Below are 24,569 nucleotides of genomic sequence, written 5' to 3'. Positions count from 1 at the left end.
TAAAACGCAACTTATCGCTGTGACTATCTATTACTAGCACACTTTTTTTCTTTTTGTAACGTGTGTTTCTGCAATACACAATTTACACATTTTGTTACATTTAACGACGATTAGTCGTTGCATAGATAACTTCCTTTTTTCATTGAAGTTCTAAGCAGTAGATTATTGGATATATAAGCGTTTGAAACGTTAGAAACTCTATTACTGGATGTGAATGAGAAATGATTGTCCTACTCGGTTTTCATATTTTTTACATGGGGTTTACGTTTTTAGGACGAATATCCTTTTCATTTAGACTAATTGAGTATGTCTATTTCACCCATTTGAAAAAATGCCAATGAATAAGTAGGACGCTCCTGCATTTTCTCAACTAGCATATTGTTATCACTATAAGTCGCTATTAACCCTCATATTTAAGGGGAACAAACGTGAAAGACAGAAATCATTTGGCCGAAGTAAAAACAACAAATAAGGTCGAAATTATTACTAAAGGGGTTGTTGATATCCCAATGCTGCAAATCCTTTCTGCCGAAGGTGAACTCATTGAAAAAGCAGTTGAACCTGACCTCAGCAAAGAAGAAGCATTAAAAATATTTAATACCATGCATTACATTCGAGTATTGGATGAACGTATGGTGGGTGCACAGCGCCAAGGTCGTATTAGTTTTTACTTGGCAAGCACGGGTGAAGAAGCGGCGTCAGTTGCAAGTGCAGCAGCACTCTCAGACGACGACATGATCATGTCTCAGTACCGTGAGCAAGGCGCATTAGCCTACCGCGGATACACCACAGAACAATTCATGAACCAAATGTTTAGCAATAAAGACGATCCTAACAAAGGACGTCAAATGCCTATCCATTATGGTGACAAGCCACTTAACTTCATGACGATATCTTCACCACTAGGCACACAGATCCCTCAAGCATCTGGTTACGCCTATGGTCAAAAAATGTCGGGTAAAGATGTGGTTACTATCTGTTACTTCGGGGAAGGTGCAGCGTCTGAAGGAGACTTCCACGCAGGGTTAAATATGGCCGCTGTTTTAAACTGCCCAGTTATCTTCTTTTGCCGAAATAATGGCTACGCCATTTCAACACCAGCAGAAGAGCAATTCGCGGGTGACGGCATTGCTTCGCGTGGCTTAGGTTACGGTATTAAAACTATCCGTGTTGATGGTAACGATGTGTTAGCCATTTATGCAGCTACTAAAGAAGCCCGTCGTATCGCCATTGAAGAAAAGTGTCCTGTACTTATTGAAGCCATGACTTATCGCTTAGCGGCGCACTCCACGTCAGACGACCCAACAGGCTATCGCTCTCGTGAAGAAGAAGATAAGTGGCGTGCAAAAGACCCTATCGCTCGTATGGCGAAATGGTTAGAAAGCAAAGGCTGGTTTGACGAGGCTGAGAACCAAAAGCGCGTCGATAAAGCAAGACAAGACGTTTTAGCAGCAATGAAGAGTTGTGAAAAGACTGACGTATGTGCCATTGAAGACATTGTCGAAGATGTATACGACACAGCACCTTGGCACTTAAAAGAACAACTCAGTGAATTGAAAGCGCATATTAAGAAGTACCCTAAGATGTACCCTAAAACAGCAGGGAGAGTAAAATAATGGCTAAGATGAATCTACTTCAAGCAATTAATAATGCACTCATCACAGCCATGACCGAAGATGAGAAAGTAATGGTCTTTGGTGAAGACGTGGGCCATTTTGGTGGCGTGTTCCGTGCAACCAGTCACCTTCAAGAAAAATTTGGTAAGGCGCGTTGCTTTAACACGCCGCTTACTGAACAAGGCATTATTGGCTTCGCGAACGGCTTGGCCTCACAAGGCTCTGTACCTATTGCTGAAATTCAATTTGGTGATTACATTTTCCCTGCATTCGATCAAATTGTGAATGAGACGGCTAAATGGCGCTACCGTTCAGGCGGTCAGTTCGATGTGGGTACGCTAACAATTCGTACACCTTATGGTGGCGGTATCGCAGGCGGCCACTACCACAGTCAATCACCAGAGGCATTCTTCGCTCACTGCCCAGGGTTAAAGATTGTTATCCCTCGTGACCCTTATCAGGCAAAAGGTTTGTTGCTTGCGTCAATTCGCGATAAAAACCCTGTATTGTTTATGGAGCCTAAACGCCTTTACCGCGCTTCGGTATCGGAAGTGCCTGAAGAAGATTACGAACTGCCATTAGGTAAGGCAGATATTGTTCAAGAAGGTACCGATATCACGTTACTAGGGTGGGGCGCGCAAATAGAAATTCTGCAAAAAGCCGCAGAAATGGCTCTTGAAGATGGTGTGTCGTGTGAAATTATCGATTTACGCAGCATATTACCGTGGGACGTTGAAACGGTTATGCAATCTGTAATGAAAACAGGTCGCTTATTGATAAACCACGAAGCACCGCTAACGGGTGGCTTTGCGAGTGAAATCGCAGCGAGCATTCAGGAACGTTGTTTCTTATATCTTGAAGCGCCTATTGCGAGAGTGTGTGGTTTAGACACGCCGTATCCTTTGGCGCACGAAAAAGAATATATGCCAGATGAAACAAAGACGTACGAAGCCATAAAACGTACGCTTCACTACTAAGCCGGGGGACGATGAAATGACAATTGAATTTATCTTACCGGACATTGGTGAAGGTATAGTTGAATGCGAACTTCTGGAATGGTTAGTTTCTGAAGGTGAGCATATAGAAGAAGATCAACCTGTCGCGGAAGTAATGACCGACAAGGCTACCGTGCAAATTCCTGCAATGCATGCGGGTGTGGTTAATAAACTGCATTACGCGGTAGGCGATATTGCTAAAGTGCACGCACCGTTATTCTCTATGACGCCAGATGATGCCGACGCTAACTCAGATACACAAGAAGACGCGCAAGCGGAAGTAAAAGACAATGCGTCTGAAACAGCGACAGCGAATGACAGTGCTTCTTCAAGCGCTTCAAACGGCAAACACATTGAAGACTTTATTCTACCAGATATTGGTGAGGGTATAGTTGAATGTGAGATTGTGAAATGGAATGTAGCTGAAGGCGATGAAATAGAAGAAGACCAAGCCGTTGTAGAAGTGATGACCGATAAAGCAGTGGTAGAAATACCTGCTAAAAACGCGGGCACAGTGCATCGTCTTTATTACGCGCAAGGTGATATAGCGAAAGTGCATAGTGCATTGTTTGCGCTAGAAGTTGCCGGTGAAGTCACAACCACTAGCGGTACTAATGACGATTCACCATCGGCAAACAACAATGCTTCAAGCGTTGCATCTCAAAGTTCAGTGAACACGCAAACAAACGGTTCAAGTCAGCAATCAGCGCAAGTTGCTCCTTCAAAGTTCAGCGACGGCGAATACGAGCCACCTATTGCTATAGAAGGTAAGGTGTTGGCTAGCCCCGCGGTAAGACGTGTTGCAAGAGAAAAGAATATCGACCTTTCTTCTGTGGAAGGTTCGGGTAAAAAGGGGCGGATCCTTAAGTCTGACGTGTTGAATCTACAACATTCGAATGTTGACACGTCGTCTCAAAATTCGACATCTTCTGCGCCAAGCTCATCTAACGCAGAAAAAGGTGATTCGAATAGCACAAGCACTGTGCTTAAAGGCAGCGTTAGAACAGAAAAAGTACGCGGTATTCAGGCAGCGATGGCGAAGCAAATGTCGGCTTCGGTCTATACTATCCCGCACTTCACAGTCAGTGACGAGTTGGTAATGGACAACCTGATGTCGCTTCGCAAGCTGCTTAAACCTGAATTTGAAGCGAAGAACGTAAAACTCAGCTTTATGCCGTTTTTCGTTAAAGCAATGTCGTTGGCACTTAATGAGTTCCCTGTCATTAACAGTCAGCTTAACGAAGACGCCACTGAGATAAGCTACTTCGCAGATCACAATATTGGTTTTGCAGTAGACTCTAAAATTGGTTTGCTTGTACCCAATATTAAGCGTGTTCAAGACCTATCTCTGTTAGATATTGCTGTTCAAATGCAGGATATTATCGAACAAGCCAGAGCGGGCCGCGTGGCTGGCGAGCACCTTAAAGGCGGTACGATTAGTATCTCTAATATCGGTGCGATAGGCGGTATTACCGCAACGCCAGTAATCAATAAGCCAGAGGCTGCTATTGTTGCTCTTGGTAAAACGCAGAAACTTCCACGCTTTGACGATGAAGGGAATGTTAGCGCGCAAAATATCATGGCGGTTAATTGGTCTGGTGACCACCGTATTATTGATGGTGCGACGATGGTGCGATTCAATAATCTATGGATGAGTTACCTAACTCAGCCAGAAAAAATGTTGATGCACCTTAAGTGATATCATTCAAAGCAATTTGATTTGCAGTAACAATATTTTAAAAGGGCCAATAGCAAAACTATTGGCCCTTTTTTGATTTGTATACCTCAAAGCGCGTTAACGTTATTATAGAGCACTATAAACAAACGAAAATTTTACTGAGGTTTTGTGCTTAGTTATCAACATGCCTTTCATGCGGGCAACCACGCTGATGTCATCAAACATCTTTGTTGGATTGGCGTTATCAACGCATTAAAGAAAAAAGATAAACCTTTTACGCTTTTCGACACCCACGCAGGCGCGGGTGCGTACGATCTAACCGATGCCATGTCGTCAAAAAATAAAGAGTACGAGACAGGTATATCTCGTTTGCTTATAGATGATAAAGGCGTTCAGGACTTGCCAAATTTGTTGGCCGACTATTTATCGTTGTGTGAACCGTTTTTAGCAAAACAACAATATCCGGGCTCACCGGCAATAAGCGCAAAAGCGAAAAGGGATGGTGATAATTTACACCTAATGGAACTTCATCCGGCGGAATTCGATAAACTAGACAACAACGTATCCCGTTTACGTACCCTTAATAGCCACGTACACAAACGAGACGGATATGAAGGGCTTCGTGCACTCACGCCACCTAAACCCAATCGCGGTGCTATTTTAATCGACCCTCCTTATGAGCGCGTGAATGAATATAGCGACCTTGTTAAGGGTGTGGAACAGGTATTTAAACGCTGGCAGCAGGCACAAATCGTAGTGTGGTATCCACTACTTTCAGAGAGGGCTGGCGCCAAAAGTGGTGCAAGTGAAACTATGAGCGAGAAGCTTGCAGCATTAGGTAAACCCTGTTTTAAAGCAGAAATATGCGTGGAAGAAAATACCGCTGATGCCGGAATGTATGGTTCTGGCGTATTCGTTTTGAACCCGCCTTGGCAGCTAGATACTAATTTAAAAAGCGCGTTAGAAAGCGTTGTTGGTATGCTAGGTGAAAATGAAGCAGGTTATCACGCTACAGCGCATGTTACCTGGATAAACGAAGATAATTGATTGCTGTGCAGTTTAACAATGGTAGTCGTATTGTTGCTGATTAATCTGTTTCAAAAAGTCACTAAAAGTGTGAAGTAAAAAATATGTCGCAACTCAAAGGCCTAAAACATTTCTATATACCTGATGAGCAGTCGATATATTTGCTATCCCATGCGGATGCGAAAAAACTAAAAGACTGGGTAAACCTTTGCATTTCACAGTTAGAAGGGTTGGGTTACAGTGACATCGAACTTTTAGGTAAAGGGGCCTTTGGTTTTGCGTTTGCAGGGAACGCGCCAAGCGGTGAATCACGGGTATTTAAGTTTTCGCGAATAACGTTGCCGCAGCATGTGCAAGATAGACTAGAGGAGGAAGCATTTATGCTTTCTCACGTTAATCATGAGTTTGTGCCACGGTTTATTGAATATCAACAAATACGCAAACAATCCATCTTAGTTATGGGGCGCGCACCTGGCGAAGACCTAGAAAAGGTCAGCTTGAAAACAGGCCCACTTTCGCCCCGTATTATCGTCAAAATTGCAGTGCAGGTCGGCGAACTTTTATCCAGTTTTCGCCAATACAGTGAAAATGGAGAAATTAAACCCATTGTGCACGGAGACATAAAGCCCTCGAATCTGGTTTGGGATGCCGAAAATGAATCGGTTGGATTGATTGATTGGGGCTCTTCAGTGTTCGCACAGACTGACATCACTGGGCAATATGTGGGTAACAATGTAATGGATTTAATGTCGGGTGAACTGCATCAAACTAATGCTCGACTTGGCGATGTTTATTTTATTGGCGAGGAGCAGCTTAATGGCGCACTCTCCAGCCCCCGCTTCGATGAACAAGGCTTGGCCAGTACATTATATGCATTGGCATCAGGGCAATCGTGTCGTTACGGAAGCAAGGTTATTACACCTTCATCCCTTGGTCTTCCTAAAATGCTTGCTAATATCCTTGAGCACATGCTCAGTGAAGATCCAGAAAAGAGAAGACAAGGCGGAGATTACCTGTTTAATCATCTCCACGTTTTGAAGAATATGGTTTTCACTCAAGACAAGCCAACACAATATACTCCGTTAATCCCTACATGGCTGGCCCACACTCAGAACCGTGCTGATATTGAAACCGTTGTTTACAGCTCTCGAAAATCTTACCTACGCCAACAGGCAAGACTGTCTGACTCGTTAGATGAAAAAGACGTAGAGGAACTTCGTTATATAGACGATGCGCAATTTGACCGCTACTACAAAAACTATTTACAGGGCATGGGGGATACCGAAAAAGCATTTGTTTCTGCAATAAGCAGACTAGGCCGTTACCCTGTAGTTGGCGGTATGGCTGTGCGCTGGGAGCCAGAAGGTATATATGTCGATTCAAGCTTGAATTTATATGATGAATCAATGAAAGCAGCGTTTGATTTAGCAGTGAATAATGTCATTAATTTAGCAAGGGCTATTCACAAGCCCGCGGTGTTCAAATGTTGTATGTTCAACGCCAAAAACACGCTACACATTGAACGCGAAAGTGAAGATGAAGACTTTAAACCAGCAGGCGGTATGTTTATTCCCTACGAACTATCACGGGTTTCTGCACAAAAAGATGAAAGCCGTACTCACTCATATTTCGAAGATGGCGATGATCCGGACGAACTATTAAAGCTGCCTCAGGAGATTATCGATACCATCGTTCAACTTAATACAATACATCACACGGGTTGTATTATATTTGAAGCATTACCGCGGCATTTGAAAATTCACAACTATTACACGTTGCTTGATCACAGCCAAGAAGAGCGCTTCCACGCATTATTAGCGCAACTCGTTCAGCAAATTCCCAAAATAAAAGGGCTAGGCATTTCAGGGTTTATGAAGTTACCCTATAAAGATACGCGCTTTTTCGAGCATAAAGCAAAATTGCCTGAAAAGTACTACCCGCGAAACCCAAAAGCAGTAATTGAAGAGAAAGTACAACATGTCTGAGATTAAACTATCGTCACTTTTTGAACTCGAAACAGTGGAAGCTGGCATCTATCGAGGTCAAAGCTGGGATTTAGGCTTCCGCGCCTTGTTTGGTGGACAAGTTTTGGGGCAAGCGTTAGCAGCTGCATACGAAACAGTGGAGGCTGGTAGAGTCGCACACTCATTCCACACTTATTTTTTACTACCAGGCGATGCTAAAAAGCCTGTAGTTTACGATGTTGAAGTAGTGCGAGACGGCAGAAGTTTCTCTGCTAGACGGGTTAAAGCCATTCAGGATGGTAGAAATATTTTCTACATGACAGCGTCTTTTCAGGTTCCTCAAGATGGCATGGAGCATCAAAACCCAACAATGCCAGATGTGCCTGCGCCGGAAGATGTGCAGTCTGACATTGAATTCTATGAAGCTAACTTCAATAAAATTGCACGGCCTATGCAAGAAGCGTTGAGCTATCATAAACCTGTAGATATCCGCACGGTAGATGCAGCTAACTCTTACCAGTCAGCGAAACGCGAACCGACGCGTTATATTTGGTTAAAAGCAAGAGACACAATGAATGCATCACTGACTGTTCATCAAGCTGCGCTTGCTTACGCGTCAGATTATCACTTTCTCAGTACGTCGCTTCAACCACACGGTGTTGCGGTAACCGATAAATCACTTCGAATCGCAACTATAGACCATGCTATGTGGTTCCACCGCCCAATCAATATGAACGAATGGTTATTGTATGCAATGGAGAGTCCTTTTAGCGGAGGCTCTAGAGGTTTGGTACGCGGACAAATATTTAACCAAAATGGTGAACTTGTTGCGTCAACCATGCAAGAAGGATTAATGAGAAAAGTAGACGAATAGGGAGAGGGTAATGCGCTACAAATTAGGTTCTACATCACCGCTTGTTGATGAAAGTACGTTTATAGCGCCAGGCGCACATGTTATTGGTAATGTTGAACTCAAAGTGGGTTCAAGCGTTTGGTTCAATGCGGTTATACGCGGCGATATGGACAAGATAACCGTTGGTGAAAATACGAATATCCAAGATGGCAGCGTATTACACACCGATGCAGGTATTCCTTTAGTGCTAGGTGAAGGGGTAACAGTAGGACATAAAGTCATGCTTCACGGCTGTGAGATTGGTGACTATTCCTTGATAGGAATTAACGCTGTCGTATTAAACGGTGCAAAAATTGGAAAGTACTGCATCATTGGCGCAAACGCTTTGATAACGGAAAACATGGAAATTCCAGATTACAGTTTAGTAGTTGGAGCGCCTGGTAAAGTCATTAGAACATTTGATGAGAAGATCGAACCCAAACTAAAAGCGTCCGCTGAACATTACGTAGATAACGCCAAAACATATAGGTCATCATTACAGCCAGTTGATAGCTGAAACTAAGACTGGGCTGTTCGTGATATTTTAAATCCCCATAAAAAATGCCCAGAACAAACGTTCCGGGCCTAGGGGAATGGCTCATTGCTGAGCCGTGCGCTAACTTTTACAGGGAGAGTTTAAATAAAATCTTTTAAACGGACAATGAGTATAGAATACATTTGTTTAAATTATAAACAATTTTTGTGTGAATTTTATCTTACACTCTCTACGTCGATTAAATTGTAGAACTTATACGTTAGTAATCAATGGACTAAATACTGGTCGGATGTGATGCTTTTTGAGCAAAAAGTGTACAGTTTATATCCACATGTTGCACACATTTTATCCACGTGATGAAGCGTTGTTAATGTATACCCTTGTTAAATATATAGACATACTTTCATTCATGTAAGTTATGTTGAAAACAGACGGTTGTACCATGCCATTATCCTTGTAGTATGACGTCAACGTTCATGCTAAATATGCGTGATACTGACTCTAAAAACAGGCTCTTACATTAATACGAGGATGGATTATGCAATCATTTTCTACTTTTATTCCCCCTGAACGGACTTTGATGGGTCCAGGACCATCCGATGTTAACCCCAGAATTTTAAACGCCATGGCGAGACCCACCCTGGGCCATCTCGATCCATTATTCATTGAGTTAATGGACCAAACCAAGCAGCTTTTACAGTATGCGTTTAAAACTGAGAATGCACTTACTATGCCTATTTCTGCTCCGGGCTCAGCAGGAATGGAGGCATGTTTTGTTAATCTTGTAGAACCAGGCGATAAGGTACTCGTGTGTATTAACGGCGTATTTGGCAATCGAATGGTCGAAAACGTAGAGCGTTGTGGTGGTGAGGCTATTACCGTCAACAATACATGGGGCGAGCAAACTGACCTTAATGTGGTAGAAGACACCCTTAAAGCCAATCCGGATATTAAGATCCTTGCCTTTGTTCACGCAGAAACATCTACGGGCGTACGCAATGAAGCCAAAGCGCTTTGCGAGCTGGCTAAAAAGTATGATTGTCTTAGCATTGTTGATGCAGTTACCTCTCTTGGAGGTATCGAGTTAGATGTTGACGGTTGGAGCATTGACGCTATTTATTCAGGTTCACAGAAGTGTTTGAGTTGCGTGCCGGGTATCTCTCCTGTTTCATTTAGTGAAAGAGCAGTTAACGTTATTCAAAACCGAGAAACGAAAGTGCAAAGCTGGTTTCTAGACATGAACTTGATTGTTGGTTATTGGGGGCAGGGCGCCAAGCGTGCCTACCACCATACCGCACCTGTCAACAGTATGTACGCTATGTACGAAGCACTTCTGATTTTAAAAGAAGAAGGCTTAGAAAATGCGTGGCAGCGTCATGCTTTGGGTCATGAAAAACTTGCGCAGGGTCTAAGTGAACTTGGGTTAGAGCTAACGGTAGACAGTGCTTATCGTTTGCCTCAATTAAATGTAGTTAAAATTCCAGACGGCGTAGACGATGCTGCCGTTCGCAAGCAATTGCTTGAAGATTTTAATTTAGAAATCGGCGCCGGTTTAGGCGATCATGCCGGTAAAGTATGGCGAATTGGTCTTATGGGATATGCATGTAAACCCCGTAATATCGATCACTGCCTTGCTGCGTTGCGCACTGTGCTTAAGTAAAACGCTTAGCGCCTTTTAATCTTTTCGGTCAACACGTTCAGCGAGATGCTTAGCTGAACGGTTGGCTTTTAATCATTTAGCATATAAAACCCATCTAACATCGCGCTTTGATATCAGTTTGCATAGATCATTACCCACTCAGTGAGATTTAAAATCTTCGTAATCACGCCGTGTTACCGCAGGTATAGTGGCACTACATCAAGTTGACTGGTATTACTTATCCATTTTTTGGTCTTGCCTCATAAAAAGTACATCTCGGCGAAGTTATATCTCTTCTCGTCTCAGTTCAGTGCTAAGATTTCGTTTATTGCGTATATTCATAAACTATTCAGTTTTAAATATTTATCCTTTAGGTAACGTAATTAAAAGGCACCATAAAAAAGGAATCTCTATGAAAATGATCACGCGTACTAATACTTATTCGACAGCTAAAAGTGTAGTTAAAAAAGCATTGTTAGCATCATCATTTATTGCCTTATCTGCACCTATGGTTTCCGCACAGGCCGCACAAGAAGCGGTTATAAATGTGCAAGGCGTAGGAGCGGTAGAAGTGACACCAAACGCTTATTCAGTCACACTCGTTGTTGAAGAAGAAGGTAATACAGTAGGTAAACTGAACACTCAGCTTGATTCGGACCTCCGCTCTATTGTTAAGTTCTTGCTTAATCAAGGTATAGATGAAAAGCACATTCAGAGTATGCAAGTACGCTTACAACCTCGCTATATCAATACGCCTCAAGGCCGTCAGCAAGAAGGTTTCACGTTGTCACGAGATATCACCGTCACATCTACTGACCTTGAAACTTATGACAAAGTATTAGATGGCGTGCTTAAACGAGGTGTTGATCGCATACAACAATTCAACTTTATTTCAGTTGGTGAAGGCGATGCCTATCAAAAAGCACTTATCTCTGCGGTAAAAGACGCAAAGCAACGTGCACAGTTATTAGCAAAAGAATTAGAGATTGAAGTAGGTGAAGTTGTTGCAATCTCAGAATCTGGTGGCAATATGCCGATTCCAGTAATGCGCGCAGAAGCTTTTGCCAAAGACATGTCTATGTCTTTACCTGGCCAAGAGCGCATAGAAGCGCGTGTTAATGTGTCTTTTAACATTGTTCAATAGCAGGAAATTCGTTTGAAAGAACAACAGTACGGTCAGTTAATAAACCAAGCAAAAAGCTTGGTTTCTGGCGAGCACGATCTTATCGCTAACATGGCAAATATAAGTGCGCTGCTTTTCAATAGCCTCGAAGAGGTGAATTGGGCAGGTTTTTACCTTTATAAAGAAGAGCAGTTAGTACTCGGTCCATTTCAGGGGCAACCAGCATGTATTCGCATTCCACTTGGAAAAGGCGTTTGCGGAACGAGTGCAAGTACCAGAACTGTTCAGCGTATAGCAGACGTTCATCAGTTCGAAGGACACATTGCCTGTGATGCTGCGTCAAACTCTGAGATTGTTGTTCCACTAGTGCTAAACGATGTGCTGGTTGGCGTACTTGATATCGACAGCCCTGTTTTTGAACGCTTTACCGAAGAAGACGAAAAAGGGCTCGTTGAAATTGCTCAAATTCTTATGGATTCGCAGAAATAATTATGAAATCCAGTGTTGATATTCACGTTGTTTTATCCACGTATGAGGATATGGAAGACTTTCATGATGACCCAGATGAGGCATCTGAACGTTTAAATTTCATCTTACATGCGGTGTACGACAATGCAGAAGAAGATATTGAAACACAGCGTTTAGAGCAAATTTTGCACTACGCATGGGAATCTTGGCAACAAGATAAGCATTTATTAGAAATAGATGACGACGAATTGCTTGATTGGGTTGACCACACGCTGGCAACTTGGGATGATGCAAGTAACGATGAAATCTCCTGAATAATTTAGAAAGTTAATGGAATCACCAGAGAAGTTTACCAACAGTAAGGAAGTGATAGCTTTCCTTGCAGAGACCTTTCCGAAATGTTTTAGCATTGAAGGCGAGGCCCGCCCACTTAAGATCGGTATTTTTCAAGATCTTGCCACACGTTTAGAAGAAGAGGAACGCGTTAGCAAAACCTTACTTCGTTCTACACTACGACATTACACCAACAGCTGGCGCTATCTTCATAGCATCAAAGAAGGTGCAAACCGTGTAGATTTAGACGGCGTTGAAGGCGATGCAATTGAAAAAGAACACGCTGATCATGCGCAGCAGCAGTTAGAAGAAAGCAAAGCAAAAGCAGCTGAAAAGCGCAAAGCTAAGCTAGCTCAGCAGCCTAAGCGAAAAGATAAACGTCAATTTAATCGTCCAAAAGGTGAAAAATCTGCAAATTCGGACCATGCTGATACTAAGCGCGGAACTAAACCGAAAAATAACAGACCAAACAATACACCACCTGCGAAATTGACAGATAGCGATTTACAGCAAGGTACGCAAGTTACCGTTAAATTAGGTAAAGCACCTATGCCTGCAGTAATTACCGAAGTAGCTAAAGATGGCATTCACGTTCAATTAGACTCAGGCATGGTAGTTAAAGTAAACGCAGACGCTTTACGTTTGGCACGCTCCAAGAGGTCGTAAAATATGAGAGACATCCTTCGAATTTCCATCGCCAGTGCTTTTCTTACCGTTGGGGTAGGAGCAGGCGCAGTCACGTCAACACCAGAGGTAGACGAGCTTCCCATTTTACAACAGGAATCTCAACACAGTGTTGCAGCTAAGCGAGTAAGCGCACTCTTTACCAGGGCGCACTACAAGGAAATTTCGTTGGATGATGCACTCTCAGCTAGAGTTTACCAGCGCTTCATCGATTCATTAGATCACAATAAACAAGTGTTATTGCTGTCTGATGTTGTGGGTTTTGAGAAATACCGCACATTGTTTGATGATGCGCTGAGTAAAGGCAACCTCTCTGTTGCCTATGATATGTATAACGTAAGCGCAAAACGACGTATTGAGCGTTATGAATTTGCACTTGCGCTGTTAGAGAAAGGCCCGTTCGACTTTGAAAAAGAAGGCGATAAGTTCTTTTACGACAGAGAAGATGCTGAATGGCCAGCTAATAAAGCTGAGCTGGATGAAATTTGGCGTCAACGCGTTAAATACGACGCGTTGAATCTAATACTTGCAGACAAAACGTGGGAAGAGGCGAAAGAGCTTCTTACCAAACGCTATACACGAGCGATTAAGCGCACTAAGCAAGCAAAGAGCGAAGACGTTTTTCAAACTGCAATGAATGCATTTGCACGTACAATTGAAGCTCACACCAGTTACTTATCTCCACGTAACGCTGAACGTTTTCAAATGGACATGAACTTGTCGTTCGAAGGTATTGGTGCAGTATTGCAAAGCGAAGATGATTACACGGTAATCAAAAGCGTTGTACCTGGCGGTCCTGCAGACGAGTCTGGCGCAATAAAACCAGAGGATAAAATTGTTGGCGTAGCACAAGACGACGAAGAGTTTGTTGATGTGATTGGTTGGCGATTGGACGAAGTGGTTGAGTTAATTAAAGGCCCGAAAGGAAGTACTGTTCGTCTACAGGTTGAAAAAGGAGCCACGGACGCGAAAACCACGTCGGTTGTTAGCCTTACTCGCGATAAAATTAAGTTAGAAGATCGCGCAGCCAAATCGGAAGTATATGTGCCAGAGACTGGTCCTCACGCGGGTGAACCTCTAGGTGTAATCACCATTCCAAGTTTTTACAACAACCTTAGTATGGATGTTGCTAAAGAAATAGAAAGCTTGAAAGCGCAAAACGTTAAAGGCGTTATCGTAGACTTGCGCGGTAATGGCGGTGGTTCTCTAACCGAAGCAACGTTACTTACTGGCCTATTTATCGAAAAAGGTCCAGTGGTTCAAATTCGATACGGTCAAAGCAAAGTTAGCGTTAACCGTGATACAGATGGCGAAGTGGCTTATGATGGCCCGTTAACCGTATTAGTTGACAGATATAGCGCGTCTGCGTCAGAGATTTTTGCGGCAGCGATGCAAGACTACAACCGTGCTCTCATCGTAGGTGAACAAACCTTCGGGAAAGGGACAGTGCAGCAGCATCGCGGTTTAGGTAAAATTTACGACCTTTACGACAACCCATTAGGTAGTGTTCAGTTTACTATCGCCAAGTTCTATCGCATTGACGGCGGCAGCACACAGCATAAAGGCGTTATTCCTGACATTCTTTATCCATCGGCGGTTGAACCAGCTGAATGGGGAGAAAGCCAAGCGGAAAATGCGTTGCCATGGGACAGTATCAATCGCGCTAACTATACGACGTTTGCAGACGGTACTGCTGCGCTTGATGTTTTAACAGCGAAGCACAACAAACGTATTTTACAAGATCCTGAGTTTTCTTATATCCAAGACGACATAAAGGAATATAAGGAAAATAAAGACAAGAACTTCATCTCATTAGTTAAATCTGTACGTGAAGGCGAGAAGAAAGAGGCGGAAGAGAAGTCGCTTGCTCGTGCTAACGAACGTTTACAGCGATTGGGAATGGAAACTGTCACAACATTGGACGACCTACCTGAAGATATGGAAGAATTAGATCCATTCTTGGACGAGGCAGCCAATATTACATTCGATATGATCGAAACAGGCCGTTACGCTATCACAAGAAATTAAGTGATTAGAAAAAAGGGCTGGTCTAGGGCCAGCCCTTTTTTTGTGTCTATAAATTATTAAAACAATAATAAAGGGAAATAACATGGCTATCAGAGGCGAATTTTCCTCTCGAATAGGGTTCGTGCTAGCAGCGGCAGGCTCGGCAGTAGGACTAGGTAATATTTGGGGCTTTCCTACAAAGGTAGCAAGTAACGGTGGCGCAGCATTTGTTCTCGTATACTTACTGCTGGCTTTTGTACTCGCTTATCCCGTACTTATGGCAGAACTTATAATCGGACGTAGTTCACGTTCAAATATGGTTGACGCTTTAGGTAAAATATCGGGCAATTTCGTCGGAAGGCTAACGGGCATTTGGGGCTGTGTTACCGTGTCACTTATCCTTGCATTCTACGCTATTGTAGGCGGATGGATGTTGGTTTATTTCGCCGATGCTGCCGTTAGCATGGTGGGATTTACGAGCGCTAGCGACTGGCTACTCACTTCATCAGTTACGCGTAACATTATTTTCTGCTTCTTATTCATGGGTTTAACTGCATTTATCGTTGTCGGGGGTGTAAAGTCCGGCATTGAGAAGTGGTCAGTGCGTTTGATGCCTACATTGGTTATTCTCATTCTTGCATTGATTGTTTATGTGAGCCTACAGCCTGGTGCCGTAGAAGGTTGGTCAGCATATTTAGTACCTGACTTCTCTCGCGTTCTTGACCCAGACTTATTAATTAACGCCATGGGACAAGCCTTTTTCTCAATGTCGCTAGGTGTGGGTACCATGCTGGTTTATGGTTCATACCTAAGTAAAAATGAAAATCTACCTAGCATTGGTGCGTCGGTAGCGCTTGTCGATATCGGTGTTGCGGTTATTGCGGGTATGCTTATTATCCCGGCCATGTACGTTGCATTAAACAACGGCGTTGAAATCTTCACACCGGAAGGCGCGTTAATCCAAGGTGACACGCTGATTTTCAAAGTACTACCAGCACTGTTTGATACCATTGGTAGCGTAGGTCTTTTCGTTGCTTTTACCTTTTTCGCGCTAATGGCGATTGCTGCCGTCACGTCTTCAATTTCAATGTTGGAAGTTCCCGTTGCGTTTATGGTAGAAAGTAAAGGTCTTCAACGTAAAAAGGCCGTGTTATTAATGGCATCGGTCATCTTTGTATTAAGCTGCATCATCATTTTAAATTTTGAAACCTTGTTCGGCTTTGTTATCGCATTAACTACCGAGTATAGCCAACCGTTACTAGGACTCGCCTTGTGTATTTTCGCAGGTTGGGTGTGGCGCAGAGATGCAATACTCGATGAACTTAAACAAGGTGATCAGTTTGCTGAACACAGCATTTTCTGGAAGATTTGGCCTTGGTACGTTCGCTTTGTGTGTCCCGTTATCATTGCGCTTATGTTCTACCGCTCAGTCTTCTAAAGCATTCTGGTAAAAAGCGGACAGCACGCTTAACGCGTTACAAATACAATAATAAGGTTTTAAAAAACGACAATGACGAATAAAGAAATAAAAACGCCGTCACTTCTCGATGCAATGCTTCCTATTCTTGCGTTAGTCATAATGATGGGAAGCGCAGTTTATTTGTTTGCCGATAACTCTTCTTACGGTCCAAACCAAATTGCACTTCTTTTAGCGATGGGCTTAGCTGCTATCATTGGAATGAAAAATGGCTACAGCTGGAAAACTATCGAAAAGGGCATTGTAGACGGTATCTCAATGTCTTTAGGTGCCTGCTTGATTCTGTTAGCGGTAGGTTCTCTTATTGGCACATGGATGCTAGCTGGAACCGTGCCTACGCTTATCTATTTCGGTTTAGAGTTGCTTAACCCCTCGTTTTTCTATGCTGCCGCTTGTCTGATTTGTGCGGTTGTTGCAATGAGTATAGGTAGTTCTTGGACTACCGCGGCGACTGTGGGTGTTGCGCTAATGGGGGTTTCTGCAGGTATGGAAATGTCGGCAGCCATAACAGCCGGCGCAGTAGTTTCAGGTGCATACTTTGGCGATAAAATTTCGCCCTTATCTGAAACAACAAACTTAGCGCCTGCCGTTGCGGGCACGGATTTATTTGAGCACATTCGTTACATGCTTTGGACGACGATTCCGAGCTTTGTTATTGCGCTTATTCTATTTACGGTACTAGGCTTTAGTGAAGTGGGTGAAGCCAAAGCAGAACGCATTGAGCAGATGCAACTTTTGTTAAATGAGTCCTTTGACTTAGGTTGGCATTTGTTAATCCCCCTTGTCGTTTTGCTCACCTTAGCGATTAAAAAGATGCCTGCGTTTCCAGCTGTTTTTATCGGCGCTTTGTTAGGTGGCGTTTGGGCAGTTGTATTCCAGTGGGATGTGGTTACTTCTATGGCAAGTGGTGACGACTCGGTGAATGTAGGTGCGTTGAAGGTAGTTTGGACTGCGCTTTTCGATGGCGTGAGCTTCTCAACACCTGACGAGAACTTAAATAGCTTGCTTTCTCGTGGTGGCATGTCTTCTATGTTAAATACCATTTGGTTGATCATCTGTGCAATGTCGTTTGGTGCCGTATTAGAGCGTGTTGGCCTATTAAAGCGTGCAGTTTCTGCCATATTAATTGGTGCAAAATCCGCAGGGGATATGGTGAGCCGAACCATTCTTACTTGTTTTGGTACCAACCTGGTTACTGCGGATCAGTATATTTCAATCGTGATGCCAGGCCGTATGTACAAAGAAGAATTCAAAAAGCGTGGTTTAGATCAATTGAATCTTTCTCGAAGCCTTGAAGACGGCGGCACACTTACGTCTCCACTTATTCCTTGGAACACCTGTGGTGCTTACATGCACAGTGTTTTATTAGTCAATCCATTTGATTACGTATTCTATGCATTCTTCAACGTAATCAACCCGATCCTTGCTGTTATTTATGCGTATTTAGGTATTAAGATTTTACGTATTACGCCACCGCATGTTGAAGTAAACAGCAAAGATACGGTTTAACACAGAGTTCCAATTAAACCCACGTAGGCTTTCTTCCAGGAGGATCTATGTCAGTTCAAGCTAAACGCCGGGCGGATTACCAGCCGCCCGCTTTTTCAATAGCGACAGTTGACCTACATATAACGCTACACCCAACGCAAACCAAAGTTATCAGCACGTTGTCCGTCACTCGTAATGGCGCGCACGATAGTCCTTTAGTACTTGATGGCGATAATTTATCGCTAGATTCTATTTCTATTAACGGTACGCATCTATCTGATAATGAATACACAGTAACAGATAGCGCTTTAAGCGTAGTTACTGAACTTGATGAGTTCGTCATAGAAATTACCAATACCATTGCCCCTGAGCACAACAAAGCGCTGGAAGGCTTGTATTTATCAGGTGGTGCCTATTGTACGCAGTGTGAAGCGGAAGGGTTTCGTCGCATTACGTACTTCATGGACCGCCCGGATGTTTTGTCGGTCTACACAGTGACGGTAGTTGCCGACAAATCAGTACCGATGCTTTTGGCCAATGGCAACCCAGTGGACAAGGGCGAAGTTGACGAAAATGCGCATTTTGTTAAATGGCACGATCCACATCCAAAACCTTGCTACCTTTTTGCTCTAGTTGCCGGTGACTTCGATTTACTTACCGATAGCTACACCACCACTAGCGGTAAAGAGGTTGCGCTAGAGCTTTATGTTGATAAAGGCAAAAAATCTCAAGGTATTTTCGCATTAGAATCTCTCAAACGGGCGATGAAGTGGGACGAAGATGTGTTCGGGTTAGAGTACGACTTAGATATCTACATGATTGTTGCCGTCGATTTCTTCAATATGGGAGCGATGGAAAACAAGGGCTTAAATGTATTTAACAGTAAGTTTGTATTAGCCGATCAAAAAAGTGCCACCGACGATGACTTTTTCAATGTTGAGTCGGTTATCGCGCACGAGTACTTCCACAACTGGACCGGCAACCGTGTTACTTGTCGCGATTGGTTCCAGCTAAGCCTTAAAGAGGGGCTTACTGTATTTAGAGACCAACAGTTCAGCGCTGATATGACTTCGGCGTTAAGTAATCGTATAAAGCACGTTCGTGTTATGCGAGAACACCAGTTTGCAGAAGATGCGAGTGCAATGAGTCATCCAATTCGTCCAGAAGAAGTCATTGAAATGAACAACTTCTACACGGTGACGGTTTATGACAAAGGCGCTGAAGTTATTCGCATGTTCCACACATTGTTAGGGGCTGATGGCTTCAGACGCGGAATGGATGAATACTTTAGACGGCACGATGGTCAGGCAGTAACGTGTGACGATTTCATTTCAGCCATGCAGTCAGCCACTGATTTAGATTTAACCCAATTTGCGCGCTGGTACAGTCAATCGGGTACGCCGGTAATTTCAGTTGAGCATAGTACTGAAGATGCTGAAAATGGCGCAGTGAAGCATACTTTCACACTGTCACAGCACACGCCGGCCACCTCTGATCAAAGTGAAAAGCTTCCGCTGTACATACCAGTAAACATCGAAATTATCGACGAGAAGGGTCATACCTATACAGATAATGAGTCGGTCATTCAAAACGGAATGGTTATTCTCAAAGACGCCTCCATGCGCTTCACTGTCAACGCAGAGACTGACCAATTGACGCCCGTAGTATTGGGTAATTTTTCTGCTCCAGCAAAGGTAGAAAATCCGCTGGGAATAGGTTCGCTACTTACTATCTTTAAATATGCTCAAGACCCGTTTAATCGATGGGACGCAATGCAAACTTTGTATGACCGCTGCGTTAAACAACTAGAAGAGTCACCTGGTTCTGCCATTAGTAATGACATCTGGGACGGTATCAAGCACGCGATAGCACAAGAGCAAAACAATCTTGAGTTACTAGGTGAGTGTTTAGTTATCCCTTCATTTGAAACCTTATGTCAAAGCCGCAGCAATATTAACGTTTCTGCACTTTCGAAAGCGAGAAAGGCATTTTGCGACCAGTTTGCTCGTGCACTAGAGCAAGAATTATTACAAGTTTTCAACAACATCGAGAAAACGGCTTATCAATATAACCAAGAAGCTGTCAATCAACGACGTTGTAAAAATGTGGTGCTCGCTCACTTGGCGAGATTGTCACAGCATGAAAACCTCGTTGTGTCTCAGTTCGACACCGCCGATAACATGACTGACACACTAGGTGCGTTGCGAAGTGCCCAGCACTGTAGTGCATCCACCTTTGATAGGTTAATGGAAAGATTCGAAGAAACATGGAATCATGATCCTCTTGTGTTGGACAAATGGTTCGCGCTTCATGCGACACAAAATCGCGACGATATTTTCGCAACAATCACTATGTTGTGCGAACACCCACAGTTCGCGATGAGTAACCCTAACCGCGTTCGTTCTGTCATAGGTAGTTTTGCATTCTATAATAGTGAAAGGTTCCACGCGCTCGATGGCAGCGGATACAAATTCGTTACCGACTATTTACTTAAGCTAGACGCAGTAAATCCACAGGTAGCGGCGCGTATTGTGACACCTTTAACCCAATGGCAAGGCTTTGCAAGCGAACACCAGGTTCACATGAAGCAGCAACTTGGGCGCTTGCTTAATCACAAAGGCCTAAGTAAAGACGTGTTTGAAAAAGTAAGTAAAAGCCTTGCTTATGACAAGCATTAGACCGTCTGACTCCGTCTTTTATTTTTCTATAAACGCACCTTATCAGCAATGTGAGGTGCTCTATGTTCCGTCAATGCCGGACGTGGTAATGGTTAGTGAGTCAGGGATTAGCGTTCAGGTTCCTACTAATCGGTTGCGCCAGTTTGTGACATCGGATGGCATCAAAGGTCGTTTTAGGATGATTGTCGATGCGAACAAAAAAATTAAATCTTTCGAAAGGCTCGCCTAGGGCCTTTCTATTCCAAGCTCACCCTCCACATAGTTTTGGTTCTGAAATTCTCTTTAAAAATGCTTTAGTCAGTTAACGCTTCGAATCCCTTCGCTAATACGTAATTTGCCTCAACATTCCTTTACAACAGATTTGTACAATTTTCCTGCAAGTTTATAAATGCCTTTTATACTGACAATAAAGCAATAACTATTTGATACGACTAATGTTGTAAATTTTGTTAACTGGTAGGATTAGTTCTTGCGGTTATGGCAAAATGATGTAATGATTTTGTTAATCGTTATGGTTGGTCATGATGTCACGTATTAAGTCACATCGACTTGGGAGTATAAAAATATGAAAAACGGGCCTAGCGCTTTTAAGATATCACCGGTAGCAGCGGGAGTTCTCTCACTGCTAGGTGCTGCTGCAGTACCAGCACACGCTGCAAATTGGCAAGTAGGTGATGTAAGTATTTCTTTAGATTCAACATTTACATTAGCTACAAGTATTCGAACAGAGGCAAGAGATTACAGCCTTATTGGTAACAGTAACCAGCCTCAATTCGACTGGAGCGGTTATCACGCAGCTTTCAACCCTATATACCCAAGTGCCGACGTGTGGGCGCTGGCAGATGGCGGTTACTCAACTAACGGTGATTTGGGTAACCTTGCGCACGATCCAGGTGACGCATTTGCAACGCAAATTTCAGGAAGCCATGAATTAGACGTTAATTTTGGTGACTATGGTTTCTTCGCCCGTGGCTTCTGGTTCTACGACTTCGAGCAAATGGACGGCGATCGCCCATATTCTAACCCGATTACGGGCAACCAATACGACCTGTGCCAAGATCCTGAAGCAGAAGACCTACTTTGTACCGATGTACGTTTATACGATGCATTTTTCTACGGCGATTGGTGGATTGGTGACAAGCCGCTTACACTTCGCGTAGGTCGTCAGGTAATCAGCTGGGGTGAAAGTACTTTCATTCAGCATGGTATTAACACTACTAACCCTGTAGACGTTACCCGTGCACGCGCACCAGGCGCAGAACTGAAAGAAGTATTCCTTCCTGTAGGTATGGTATACGCGTCATTAGGTTTAACAGATACTGTTAGTATTTCTGGTTACTATCAATACGAGTGGGAACGCAGCTGGCTTCCAGTTTCTGGCAGCTACTTCGCGGGCAACGACTTTGCAGGTGAGGGCGGTCAACGCCAAAATATCCAGCTTGGTTTCAGTGGTAACCCAGACATCGACTTAGATCACCTTCTCACTGCGTTAAACGGATATGGCGATTTGCTTCGCTCTGGCGCTAATCCAGCTGACATTTCGCAAGCCTACCTTGCTTATCCAACCAAAGTGGCTATCCGCGGTTTTTCTGACGAAGCGCACAATGACGCGGACGATCAGGGTCAATACGGTTTACGCTTGACGTGGTTTGCTGAAAATTTGAATGAAACAGAGTTTAGTTTCTATCACATCAATTACCACAGCCAACGCCCGCTTATTTCAGGTAAGACATCCGATTTTACTGCTGAAGGAATTGGCGCGGATCTCGCGTTCCTAGCGTCTAATACCGTTACTCGCGACAACATCACTGAACTGGGTGCATTTACACAGTCAGAGTTCTTCTACCCAGAAGATATCAAACTTTATGGTATGAGCTTTAACACTAACATCGGTACTACGGCTCTTGCGGGTGAATTTGCTTACCGTGTAGATGAGCCGCTTCAAATCGATGATGTTGAATTGCTTTACATGGGTATGCCAGAGCAGCTAGCGAATGCTGGGCTACGTCCAGATTTAGAAGGTATTTCACAGCTAAACAATATCGGAAGAGCAGTAGGCCCAGGCGAAACAGCGGAAGGTTATCTATTCTCTGATACATGGCAAATGCAGTTTACTGCCTCACACGTGTTTGGCCCTAAATTTGGCTCTGACAACTTCGTACTATTAGGCGAAGTAGGTTATGTGAACGTTGTAGATATGCCAGATCCGAACGTAATTCGCTTAAATGCGCCTGGTACAGCACGTACGCCGTCACTAGAGCCTATCAATGGCAATAGTCGTGAAGGTTTACACCAAGCGCTATCAGACGGACCAGAGACTAACCCGTTTGCTACAGACGATGCGTGGGGTTACCGCTTACTTGCTGTCGCTGATTACAACGACGTCATGGCCGGAATTAACTTACGTGCTCGTGCAACATTCTCTCACGATGTAGAGGGTACAACACCAGACCCTCTATTCCTTTTCACAGAAGATGTTAAGTCTGCTGCAATTTCATTGACGTTCGACTACCTAAGCAAGTGGTCAGCAACAGCGTCGTACAGCGCTTTCTGGGGCGGTATTGGTACTACTAATGCGCTATCAGACAGAGACTTCGTTTCATTTAACATCAAATATGCAATCTAAGAGTGGTATTTATGATTAGAAAAGTAGGAATTATCGCTGCGGCTTTGTCACTTGCTCTGTCAGGTGCAAGCGCGATGGCAAAGGTGTCTGACGCAGATGCCAATAAACTAGGTAACGAATTGACGCCACTGGGCGCTATGAAAGCAGGTAATGCAGACGGCAGTATCCCAGCGTGGACTGGCGGTATAACTTCAGCACCAGCGGGCTACACAGTGGGTGATCACCATCCAGACCCGTACCCTGAAGATAAAGTGCTATTTGAAATCACGGCACAAAACTATAAAGAATATGCGGACTTTCTATCTGAAGGTCAGAAAAAGCTTTTCGAAGCTTACCCTGAAACCTTCCGTATGCCGGTTTACCCAACGCGTCGTTCTGCGTCTAATCCCCAGGCTATCTACGATGCAACTAAGGTAAATGCAACTAGCGCTGAGCTATTAGACGGCGGTAACGGAATTAAAGGGGCTGTTCTTGGTATTCCGTTCCCAATCCCACAAAATGGTCTTGAAGCAATTTGGAACCATATACTTCGCTATCGCGGTGAAGCGGTTCAGCGTAATGGTGGTCAAGCTGCAGTAACAACTGGCGGTGATTACAACGTAATTGGTTTTGACGAGCAGTTATTAATTAAGTACGCAGAGGAAGGTGCTACACCAGAAAAGCTTACTGACGAAAACGTTCTTTTCATGTTTAAACAAAAAGTAACAAAGCCAGCTCGTTTGGCGGGTACAGCGCTGCTTGTACATGAAACAGTTGACCAAGTAAAAGAGCCGCGTAAAGCATGGACCTACAACACGGGTCAGCGCCGTGTACGTCTAGCACCAAACATTGCTTATGATACACCTGGAACTGCAGCTGATGGCCTTCGTACTACCGATGACTTTGATATGTTTAACGGCTCACCAAACCGTTACAACTGGAAGTTAGTGGGTAAGAAAGAAATGTTCGTTGCATACAACAACTATGCACTTCATTCAGATAATGCGAAGTACGATGACATCTTAAAGCCAAATCACGTTAATCCAGACCTAACACGTTGGGAAAAACACCGCGTTTGGGAAGTAGAAGCCACATTGAAAGACGGTTTCCGTCATATTTATCAAAAGCGTGTATTCTTCATTGATGAAGATAGCTGGCAAATTCAAGTTGCTGATATGTATGATAATCGTGGCGAACTTTATCGTGTTGGTGTAGCGTATGGTGTGAACTATTATGAAGTACCTACCCAGTGGTCTACGCTGGATGTGTACCATGACTTGAACTCTCGTCGTTACCTGGCCATTGGCCTCGATAACGAAGAAGAGATGTACGACTTCACCGTACGCCCACGAGATGTGGAATTCACACCTCAGGCGTTACGACGAGAAGGTATGCGCTAA

The 24,569-nt window shown here is 43.7% G+C and carries 19 protein-coding genes; all 19 read left to right on the top strand.

Annotated elements, in window-relative coordinates; genetic code table 11:
• The first annotated feature begins 428 nt into the window (after nt 1-428).
• Nucleotides 429-1,616 (top strand): thiamine pyrophosphate-dependent dehydrogenase E1 component subunit alpha, encoded by a 1,188-nt coding sequence (locus tag WA381_RS15495; protein ID WP_014976583.1) that lies wholly within the window; start codon nt 429-431, stop codon nt 1,614-1,616.
• Nucleotides 1,616-2,593 carry an alpha-ketoacid dehydrogenase subunit beta gene (locus tag WA381_RS15490; protein WP_061485898.1) on the top strand — a complete coding sequence of 326 codons (978 nt, stop codon included), beginning with the start codon at nt 1,616-1,618 and terminating at the stop codon, nt 2,591-2,593. The genes WA381_RS15495 and WA381_RS15490 overlap by 1 nt, the downstream gene beginning before the upstream one ends.
• Nucleotides 2,594-2,609: 16 nt before the next feature.
• Complete coding sequence (locus WA381_RS15485; protein WP_156086443.1) at nt 2,610-4,310, top strand: dihydrolipoyllysine-residue acetyltransferase; 1,701 nt, start codon at nt 2,610-2,612, stop codon at nt 4,308-4,310.
• A gap of 147 nt (nt 4,311-4,457) precedes the next feature.
• Complete coding sequence (locus WA381_RS15480) at nt 4,458-5,336, top strand: 23S rRNA (adenine(2030)-N(6))-methyltransferase RlmJ (protein ID WP_156086444.1); 879 nt, start codon at nt 4,458-4,460, stop codon at nt 5,334-5,336.
• Nucleotides 5,337-5,419: 83 nt separating this feature from the next.
• Nucleotides 5,420-7,300, top strand: a complete 1,881-nt coding sequence (locus tag WA381_RS15475) for a protein kinase domain-containing protein (RefSeq protein ID WP_014979333.1) — start codon at nt 5,420-5,422, stop codon at nt 7,298-7,300.
• Nucleotides 7,293-8,153, top strand: a complete 861-nt coding sequence (gene tesB, locus WA381_RS15470) for an acyl-CoA thioesterase II (protein ID WP_014949536.1) — start codon at nt 7,293-7,295, stop codon at nt 8,151-8,153. The genes WA381_RS15475 and tesB overlap by 8 nt, the downstream gene beginning before the upstream one ends.
• Nucleotides 8,154-8,163: 10 nt before the next feature.
• A complete protein-coding gene (locus tag WA381_RS15465; RefSeq protein ID WP_156086445.1) occupies nt 8,164-8,688 on the top strand; it encodes a gamma carbonic anhydrase family protein in 525 nt (174 codons plus the stop codon).
• Between the two features lie 517 nt (nt 8,689-9,205).
• Complete coding sequence (locus tag WA381_RS15460; protein ID WP_041449846.1) at nt 9,206-10,327, top strand: pyridoxal-phosphate-dependent aminotransferase family protein; 1,122 nt, start codon at nt 9,206-9,208, stop codon at nt 10,325-10,327.
• A gap of 391 nt (nt 10,328-10,718) precedes the next feature.
• On the top strand, nt 10,719-11,450 hold the full coding sequence (locus WA381_RS15455) for an SIMPL domain-containing protein (RefSeq protein WP_014979336.1): 732 nt from the start codon (nt 10,719-10,721) through the stop codon (nt 11,448-11,450).
• 12 nt (nt 11,451-11,462) lie between these two features.
• Nucleotides 11,463-11,918 carry a GAF domain-containing protein gene (locus WA381_RS15450; protein ID WP_014949540.1) on the top strand — a complete coding sequence of 152 codons (456 nt, stop codon included), beginning with the start codon at nt 11,463-11,465 and terminating at the stop codon, nt 11,916-11,918.
• Between the two features lie 2 nt (nt 11,919-11,920).
• A complete protein-coding gene (locus WA381_RS15445; RefSeq protein ID WP_014949541.1) occupies nt 11,921-12,211 on the top strand; it encodes a hypothetical protein in 291 nt (96 codons plus the stop codon).
• A gap of 16 nt (nt 12,212-12,227) precedes the next feature.
• Nucleotides 12,228-12,896 (top strand): RNA chaperone ProQ, encoded by a 669-nt coding sequence (gene proQ, locus WA381_RS15440; protein WP_014949542.1) that lies wholly within the window; start codon nt 12,228-12,230, stop codon nt 12,894-12,896.
• A gap of 3 nt (nt 12,897-12,899) precedes the next feature.
• Complete coding sequence (gene prc / locus WA381_RS15435; RefSeq protein WP_014949543.1) at nt 12,900-14,942, top strand: carboxy terminal-processing peptidase; 2,043 nt, start codon at nt 12,900-12,902, stop codon at nt 14,940-14,942.
• Nucleotides 14,943-15,024: 82 nt separating this feature from the next.
• Nucleotides 15,025-16,359 (top strand): sodium-dependent transporter, encoded by a 1,335-nt coding sequence (locus WA381_RS15430; protein WP_014949544.1) that lies wholly within the window; start codon nt 15,025-15,027, stop codon nt 16,357-16,359.
• A 72-nt stretch (nt 16,360-16,431) separates the two neighbouring features.
• Entirely contained in the window at nt 16,432-17,907 is a 1,476-nt protein-coding gene (gene nhaC / locus WA381_RS15425) for a Na+/H+ antiporter NhaC (RefSeq protein WP_014979337.1), read from the top strand.
• Between the two features lie 47 nt (nt 17,908-17,954).
• Nucleotides 17,955-20,564 carry an aminopeptidase N gene (gene pepN, locus WA381_RS15420; RefSeq protein ID WP_156086446.1) on the top strand — a complete coding sequence of 870 codons (2,610 nt, stop codon included), beginning with the start codon at nt 17,955-17,957 and terminating at the stop codon, nt 20,562-20,564.
• On the top strand, nt 20,551-20,793 hold the full coding sequence (locus WA381_RS15415; RefSeq protein WP_044556800.1) for a DUF2835 family protein: 243 nt from the start codon (nt 20,551-20,553) through the stop codon (nt 20,791-20,793). The genes pepN and WA381_RS15415 overlap by 14 nt, the downstream gene beginning before the upstream one ends.
• Before the next feature lie 336 nt (nt 20,794-21,129).
• Nucleotides 21,130-23,190 (top strand): DUF1302 domain-containing protein, encoded by a 2,061-nt coding sequence (locus WA381_RS15410; protein WP_156086447.1) that lies wholly within the window; start codon nt 21,130-21,132, stop codon nt 23,188-23,190.
• Between the two features lie 11 nt (nt 23,191-23,201).
• Nucleotides 23,202-24,569, top strand: a complete 1,368-nt coding sequence (locus WA381_RS15405; RefSeq protein WP_014949549.1) for a DUF1329 domain-containing protein — start codon at nt 23,202-23,204, stop codon at nt 24,567-24,569.

This window comes from Alteromonas sp. CH_MED4-4, assembly GCF_037029575.1.
GTDB lineage: Bacteria > Pseudomonadota > Gammaproteobacteria > Enterobacterales > Alteromonadaceae > Alteromonas > Alteromonas macleodii.
This window is presented reverse-complemented; position numbering and strand designations above follow the sequence as displayed.